The organism is Avibacterium sp. 20-126 (genome assembly GCF_044358625.1).
GTDB lineage: Bacteria > Pseudomonadota > Gammaproteobacteria > Enterobacterales > Pasteurellaceae > Avibacterium.
The window spans coordinates 2,371,516-2,378,510 of the sequence record NZ_CP091457.1; the positions used below are offsets into that span (position 1 = coordinate 2,371,516).

Sequence of the window (6,995 nt, forward strand, 5' to 3'; positions counted from 1 at the left end):
AAGATGCAACTAAATTCAACTGAAATTAGTGAATTAATTAAAAAACGCATTGCTGAGTTTAATGTAGTAAGCCAGCCTCGTAATACGGGAACCATTGTTTCTGTTAGTGATGGGGTTATTCGTATTCATGGGCTAAGCGATGTAATGCAAGGGGAAATGATTGCATTACCCGGTAATCGTTATGCTATGGCACTTAACTTAGAACGTGATTCTGTAGGTGCGGTAGTGATGGGACCTTATGTTGATCTTTCAGAAGGAATGGAAGTTCAATGTACAGGACGTATTCTTGAAGTACCAGTAGGTCGAGGTTTATTAGGCCGAGTAGTGAATACGCTTGGTCAGCCAATTGATGGAAAAGGTGAAGTTGAACACGATGGCTATTCACCAGTAGAAGTGATTGCGCCGGGTGTTATTGATCGTAAATCTGTTGATCAGCCTGTTCAAACGGGTTATAAAGCAGTGGATTCAATGGTACCAATTGGTCGTGGTCAGCGTGAGTTAATTATCGGTGACCGTCAAACAGGTAAAACTGCATTAGCGATTGATGCCATTATTAACCAAAAAGACTCTGGTATTAAATGTATCTATGTGGCAATTGGTCAAAAAGCTTCAACCATTGCAAACGTTGTGCGTAAATTAGAAGAACACGGCGCATTACAAAATACGATTGTTGTCGTGGCATCTGCATCTGAATCTGCTGCACTCCAATATCTTGCCCCTTATTCAGGCTGTGCAATGGGAGAATATTTCCGTGACCGTGGTGAAGATGCTCTCATTGTTTATGATGATTTATCAAAACAAGCAGTAGCTTATCGTCAAATTTCATTATTATTACGTCGTCCACCGGGTCGTGAGGCCTTCCCGGGTGATGTATTCTATTTACATTCTCGCTTACTTGAGCGTGCATCTCGTGTTAATGCAGAATATGTTGAGCGTTTCACGCAGGGTAAAGTAACAGGTAAAACAGGTTCTTTAACGGCATTACCAATTATTGAAACCCAAGCAGGGGACGTATCCGCTTTCGTTCCAACCAACGTAATTTCTATTACCGATGGTCAGATTTTCTTAGAGTCTAACTTGTTTAACTCAGGGATTCGTCCTGCGGTAAACCCAGGTATTTCGGTATCTCGTGTAGGTGGTGCGGCGCAAACTAAAGTCATTAAAAAATTGGCTGGAGGCATTCGTACCGCACTTGCGCAATATCGTGAATTAGCCGCCTTTGCTCAATTTGCTTCAGATCTTGATGATGCAACCCGTAAACAACTTTCTCACGGTCAGAAAGTAACAGAATTATTGAAACAAAAACAATATTCTCCATTAAGCGTTGCACAACAAGCATTAGTTCTATTTGCCGTTGAATTCGGTTATTTAGAAGATGTTGAGTTAGATCGTATTGCATCTTTTGAATCTGCCCTTTTAGAGTATGCAGCACATAATTATGCAGACTTTATGAATGGTTTAACCAAAACTGGCGATTATAACGATGAAATCAAAGCGACATTGCAAGCAATTTTAGATAATTTCAAAGCAAACAGCGCTTGGTAATTCACATAACGGAGAAAATCAATGGCAGGTGCAAAAGAGATAAGAACCAAAATTTCCAGTGTTCAAAGTACACAAAAAATTACTAAGGCAATGGAAATGGTTGCTGCGTCGAAAATGCGTAAAACGCAGGATCGAATGTCATCTTCACGTCCGTATTCAAATGCAATACGCCGTGTAATTAGCCACGTGTCAAAAGCCAGTATTGGTTATAAACATCCGTTTTTGGTAGAACGAGAAGTAAAAAAAGTAGGTATCTTACTTGTCTCAACAGATCGTGGATTATGTGGCGGTTTAAATATCAACTTATTTAAGACCGCACTTCAAGAAATTAAAGGTTGGAAAGAAAAACAAGTGGAAGTTTCACTAGGCTTAATTGGTGCGAAAGGTATCGGTTTTTTCCAATCTCTTGGCTTGAATATTGAGGCTCAACATTCAGGTATGGGTGATACGCCTTCTGTTGAAGAGTTAATTGGTACGGCAAATCAGATGTTTGATGCTTATAGAGAAGGCAGACTAGATGCTATCTACATTGCTTATAATAAGTTCATCAACACAATGTCGCAAAAACCTACTTTAGAAAAACTTGTTCCTTTGCCTGAATTAGACAATGATGATTTAGGTGAACATACCCAATCTTGGGATTACATTTACGAACCTGAACCAAAAATATTGTTAGATAGTTTATTAGTTCGTTATTTAGAATCTCAAGTTTATCAAGCGGTAGTTGAAAATTTGGCTTCTGAACAAGCAGCTAGAATGGTGGCGATGAAAGCAGCAACTGATAATGCAGGTAATTTAATTAAAGACTTGCAATTAGTTTATAACAAAGCTCGCCAAACAAGTATTACAAATGAATTGAATGAAATTGTTGCTGGTGCAGCAGCAATTTAAGTAGAGAGGATCGATAATGGCAACTGGAAAAATTGTACAAATCATCGGTGCGGTTATTGACGTTGAATTTCCACAAGATGCTGTACCAAAAGTATATGATGCGTTAAATGTTGAAACAGGCTTAGTACTTGAAGTGCAACAACAATTAGGTGGTGGAATTGTACGTTGTATCGCAATGGGTTCATCAGATGGTTTAAAACGCGGTTTATCCGTATCTAACACAGGTAAACCAATTTCTGTTCCAGTAGGAACAAAAACACTAGGACGTATTATGAACGTACTTGGTGAACCTATTGATGAACAAGGCCCTATTGGTGCGGAAGAAACGTGGTCTATTCACCGTGCCGCCCCAAGTTATGAAGAACAAGCAAACAGCACGGAATTACTCGAAACAGGGATCAAAGTTATCGACTTAATCTGCCCATTTGCAAAAGGGGGGAAAGTTGGTCTATTCGGTGGTGCAGGTGTTGGTAAAACCGTAAATATGATGGAATTAATTCGTAATATTGCGATTGAACACTCTGGCTACTCCGTATTCGCAGGGGTAGGTGAACGTACTCGTGAAGGTAACGACTTCTATCACGAAATGACAGAATCTAACGTATTAGATAAAGTCTCTCTTGTTTATGGACAAATGAATGAGCCACCGGGTAACCGTCTGCGTGTTGCATTAACGGGTTTAACGATGGCAGAAAAATTCCGTGATGAAGGACGTGATGTTTTATTTTTCGTAGATAATATCTATCGTTATACTCTTGCAGGGACAGAAGTATCCGCATTACTTGGACGTATGCCATCTGCGGTAGGTTACCAACCAACACTTGCAGAAGAAATGGGTGCATTACAAGAGCGTATTACTTCAACCAAGACAGGTTCTATTACCTCTGTGCAAGCTGTTTATGTCCCTGCTGATGACTTGACTGACCCATCACCAGCGACAACCTTTGCTCACTTAGACTCAACCGTTGTATTAAGTCGTCAAATTGCTTCATTAGGTATTTACCCAGCGGTAGATCCACTTGATTCAACCTCTCGTCAATTAGATCCACTCGTTGTTGGTCAAGAACATTATGATGTAGCTCGTGGCGTACAAGGTATCTTACAGCGTTATAAAGAATTAAAAGATATCATTGCTATTCTAGGTATGGATGAGCTTTCAGAAGAAGATAAACTTGTGGTTGCACGTGCGCGTAAAATTGAACGTTTCTTATCACAACCATTCTTCGTTGCAGAAGTATTCACAGGCTCACCGGGTAAATATGTATCATTAAAAGATACCATTCGCGGTTTTAAAGGTATTTTAGAAGGTGAATATGACCATATTCCAGAACAGGCGTTCTATATGGTTGGTTCTATTGATGAAGTGCTAGAAAAAGCCAAAAATATGTAATCACTTCAAGCCAGATTAAAACTTGAAGGAGAATCACAATGGCAACATTAAATTTAACGGTTGTAAGTGCAGAAGAAAGCATTTTTACAGGTAAAGTAAAAAGCATTCAAGCCACAGGGATTGAAGGGGAGCTTGGTATTTTACCGGGCCATACCCCATTATTAACGGCAATTAAACCGGGTATCGTCAAATTGACCTTAGAAAATGGCAATGAAGAAGTTATCTATGTTTCTGGTGGCTTTTTAGAAGTTCAACCGAATGTCGTTACTGTCCTTGCGGATGTGGCAATTCGAGGTAAAGAGCTTGATGCAGATCGTATTTTAGCAGCGAAACGTCAGGCAGAAGAGAATATTGTTTCTTCAGCAAAAGATGCTAATTATGAATTGCTTGCAGCTAAACTTTCTAAAGAATTAGCTAAACTCCGTGCTTACGAACTGACCGAAAAATTAGTCAAAAACAAACGCTAATTTAACCGCATTTAAAAAACCACCTTCGGGTGGTTTTTCTTTTTCTATCCAAAGACCCCCTGAAAATATTTTGTGAAACATATCTCAAAATAAAAAGTTTGAAGTTTTTATATTTTGAAATATATGTTCTAATTTTATTGAATGTGAAAAAAGGGGGAATATATGAATAACCATATACAGCAGCGTTATGTTTTTGCAAAAGAACTCATTAAGAATGTGGGGGAAATAGCGCTCTCATTTTACTTAAATAGAGATAAACTTAATATTCAACATAAAAAGGGCGAAGCGCAAGATTTAGTAAGCATAGCTGATCAAAATGTTGAAAAAGAGATAAAAACAGCATTAAAAATTCACTTTCCAAATGATGGTTTTTTAGGTGAGGAATCAGGAGCGGATGGACTTGATAAGGACTTTTGTTGGGTGGTTGATCCCATAGATGGCACAAGTCCTTTTTTATATGGTTTACAAGCGTGGTGTATTTCCATTGCGGTGCTTTACAAACAGGAAATCGTCATTGGACTCATTTATGATCCATTACATAAAGAACTTTTTCACACAATAAAAGGTAAAGGGGCTTTTGTGAATGAGGTTCCTTTATCGACATCAAAAGTGATTTCTTTACAAGAAGGATTAGTTGGGTTAGGGATGTCTCATCGTGTTCCGCCGAGTATGTTTGTGCCGGTTATCGATCAGGTATTAAAAGAAGGAGGTATGTTTGTTCGTAATGGTTCAGGCGCATTAACTTTGGCCTATGTTGCCGCAGGTAGACTCATTGGATATTTTGAACCGCATATTAATGCATGGGATTGTCTTGCAGGTATTTTATTAGTTCAAGAAGCTGGTGGCCAAACCAATGATTTTTTAGCCAATGATGGATTACTAAGAGGAAATTATATACTTGCCAGTTGTCAAGGCATATTTAATAAACTTGAATCTATTCGAACCTTAACTTTTTAGGAGAAAAATACAATGTCTATTTTAAACTTCTTTAAAGCAAGCCCAGCTATTCCGCTTAAAGGTTATACTGAAGCAATGTTTAAAAGCACAAGAATGAAAAGTTTCTGGGCATTTTCTTTTGCTTATGCTATTTATTATGTTTGTCGTTTATCTTTCAATGTTGCTAAACCTGCCTTAGTAAATAATAATATTTTGACCCCAACGGAACTTGGCGTGATAGGCTCTGCTATTTTTATTACCTATGCTGTTGGTAAGTTTGTAAATAGTGCCGCAGCGGATCATTCTAATATTGTACGTTACCTTTCTGTAGGATTATTTTTCTCTGCACTATGTAATTTTGCAATGGGAATGACGACAAGTGCAATTTTTCTTACCATTATTTGGGGATTTAATGGCTGGGTACAATCAATGGGAGTTGGACCTTGTGTAGTTGCACTTTCACGTTGGTATGATGACAAAGAACGAGGTTCTTACTACGGATTTTGGTCTGTAGCTCATAATGTTGGTGAAGGAATAACTTTCGTCGTTACTGCCGCAATTATTACCACTTTCGGTTGGCGCTTTGGCTTCAGTTTTGCTGGGATTATGGGATTACTGGGCGTGCTAGTTGCAATAATGTTTATGAAAGATTCACCCGCTGCTTGTGGTTTTAAACCTATTATTACAATGGATAAACAAACCAAAGAGTTAGACAATAAAGAAGTATTGAAACATCAATGGGATGTGATTAAAAACCCCGCTATTTGGGTGTTAGCAGTGGCTTCTTGCTGTATGTATATTGGTCGTTATGGTGTAAATAGCTGGGGGGTATTTTTCCTTGAAAATGGAAAAGGTTATACAACATTAGAAGCCGCATCAATCATTAGCGTAAATAGTATTGTTGGTATTTTAGGGACAATCGTTTCAGGTTGGTTATCAGATCGTTTCTTGCAAGGTAAGCGAAATATTATGACGGTCGTAGTGAGTTTACTCAATGCACTTTCTCTTGCCGCATTTTTATTTGCACCAGCAGGAAATACAGCCTTTGCCATTATCGCCCTTTCAATTTTTGGTATTACCTTAGGCATCCAACTTTGTTTCCTTGGAGGATTATTAGCCACAGATATTTCTCATAAATCTGCATCAGGCATCGCATTAGGAATGATGGGCGTATTTGGCTACGCAGGTGCCGCTGCAGGGGAGTTTTTAACAGGATTTATGATTGATAAAACTACGGTGATTGATTCTGTAGGCAATAAAATTTACGATTTTGATGCACTGGCGTATTTCTGGGTTGGCGCTGATTTACTCTCCGTTATGGCCGCAATTATTTTTTCAATTTTAGTGGTGTATCAGTCAAGAAAAATAAAAGCTATAAGGGGATAATTTTATGCAAGTGCGGTAGAAAATTTGTAAATTTTTCACCGCACTTTTTTAAATGGGGAGAGATATTTTTTTAGTGCGGTATTTTTATCTTAAGAAAGTGAATGTTGAAATATCTAATGATTTTATTTTCTAATTTACAAGGAGGATTGTAAAATAACGAAATTTTTATGAAAAGTAGTTGACATTTAAAAAGGGAAAATCATAATGCCTGACAGCACAGCACAGCACAGCACAGCACAGCACAGCACAGCACAGCACAGCACAGCACAGCACAGCACAGCACAGCACAGCACAGCACAGCACAGCACAGCACAGCACAGCACACCACAGCACAGCACAGCACAGCACAGCTTGCCCATCTTTCATTAAGAGATCAACAG

Annotated in this window: 7 protein-coding genes; all 7 read left to right on the forward strand. The window is 38.6% G+C overall.

The annotated features are described in order from the left end of the window. Window positions 1-3 precede the first annotated feature (3 nt). The 7 genes from atpA (at window position 4) to L4F91_RS11290 (ending at window position 6,984) form a co-directional block, all read left to right on the forward strand. Window positions 4-1,545: a F0F1 ATP synthase subunit alpha gene (gene atpA / locus L4F91_RS11260; RefSeq protein ID WP_250351237.1), complete on the forward strand. Its 1,542-nt coding sequence runs from the start codon at window positions 4-6 to the stop codon at window positions 1,543-1,545. A 21-nt stretch (window positions 1,546-1,566) separates the two neighbouring features. Beyond that, window positions 1,567-2,436 (forward strand): F0F1 ATP synthase subunit gamma, encoded by an 870-nt coding sequence (atpG, locus tag L4F91_RS11265; RefSeq protein ID WP_250351236.1) that lies wholly within the window; start codon window positions 1,567-1,569, stop codon window positions 2,434-2,436. 16 nt (window positions 2,437-2,452) lie between these two features. Then, on the forward strand, window positions 2,453-3,826 hold the full coding sequence (gene atpD, locus L4F91_RS11270; protein ID WP_250363804.1) for a F0F1 ATP synthase subunit beta: 1,374 nt from the start codon (window positions 2,453-2,455) through the stop codon (window positions 3,824-3,826). Window positions 3,827-3,864: 38 nt separating this feature from the next. Continuing rightward, window positions 3,865-4,293: a F0F1 ATP synthase subunit epsilon gene (locus tag L4F91_RS11275; protein WP_250351234.1), complete on the forward strand. Its 429-nt coding sequence runs from the start codon at window positions 3,865-3,867 to the stop codon at window positions 4,291-4,293. A 162-nt stretch (window positions 4,294-4,455) separates the two neighbouring features. Further along, the gene (locus tag L4F91_RS11280) at window positions 4,456-5,250 is read left to right on the forward strand and encodes an inositol monophosphatase family protein (protein WP_265762472.1); all 795 of its coding nucleotides are present in this window, start codon (window positions 4,456-4,458) and stop codon (window positions 5,248-5,250) included. Between the two features lie 12 nt (window positions 5,251-5,262). Next, a complete protein-coding gene (locus L4F91_RS11285) occupies window positions 5,263-6,615 on the forward strand; it encodes an MFS transporter (protein ID WP_395896545.1) in 1,353 nt (450 codons plus the stop codon). Window positions 6,616-6,819: 204 nt separating this feature from the next. Beyond that, the gene (locus L4F91_RS11290; RefSeq protein ID WP_395896547.1) at window positions 6,820-6,984 is read left to right on the forward strand and encodes a hypothetical protein; all 165 of its coding nucleotides are present in this window, start codon (window positions 6,820-6,822) and stop codon (window positions 6,982-6,984) included. The last annotated feature ends 11 nt before the right edge of the window (window positions 6,985-6,995 follow it).

What these genes read in the sequence shown, in the direction of transcription:
- atpD (WP_250363804.1), top strand. Translation starts at nt 2,453, where the DNA reads ATGGCAACTGGAAAAATTGTACAAATCATCGGTGCGGTTATTGACGTT.
- atpG (WP_250351236.1), top strand. Translation starts at nt 1,567, where the DNA reads ATGGCAGGTGCAAAAGAGATAAGAACCAAAATTTCCAGTGTTCAAAGT.
- atpA (WP_250351237.1), top strand. Translation starts at nt 4, where the DNA reads ATGCAACTAAATTCAACTGAAATTAGTGAATTAATTAAAAAACGCATT.
- L4F91_RS11285 (WP_395896545.1), top strand. Translation starts at nt 5,263, where the DNA reads ATGTCTATTTTAAACTTCTTTAAAGCAAGCCCAGCTATTCCGCTTAAA.
- L4F91_RS11290 (WP_395896547.1), top strand. Translation starts at nt 6,820, where the DNA reads ATGCCTGACAGCACAGCACAGCACAGCACAGCACAGCACAGCACAGCA.
- L4F91_RS11280 (WP_265762472.1), top strand. Translation starts at nt 4,456, where the DNA reads ATGAATAACCATATACAGCAGCGTTATGTTTTTGCAAAAGAACTCATT.
- L4F91_RS11275 (WP_250351234.1), top strand. Translation starts at nt 3,865, where the DNA reads ATGGCAACATTAAATTTAACGGTTGTAAGTGCAGAAGAAAGCATTTTT.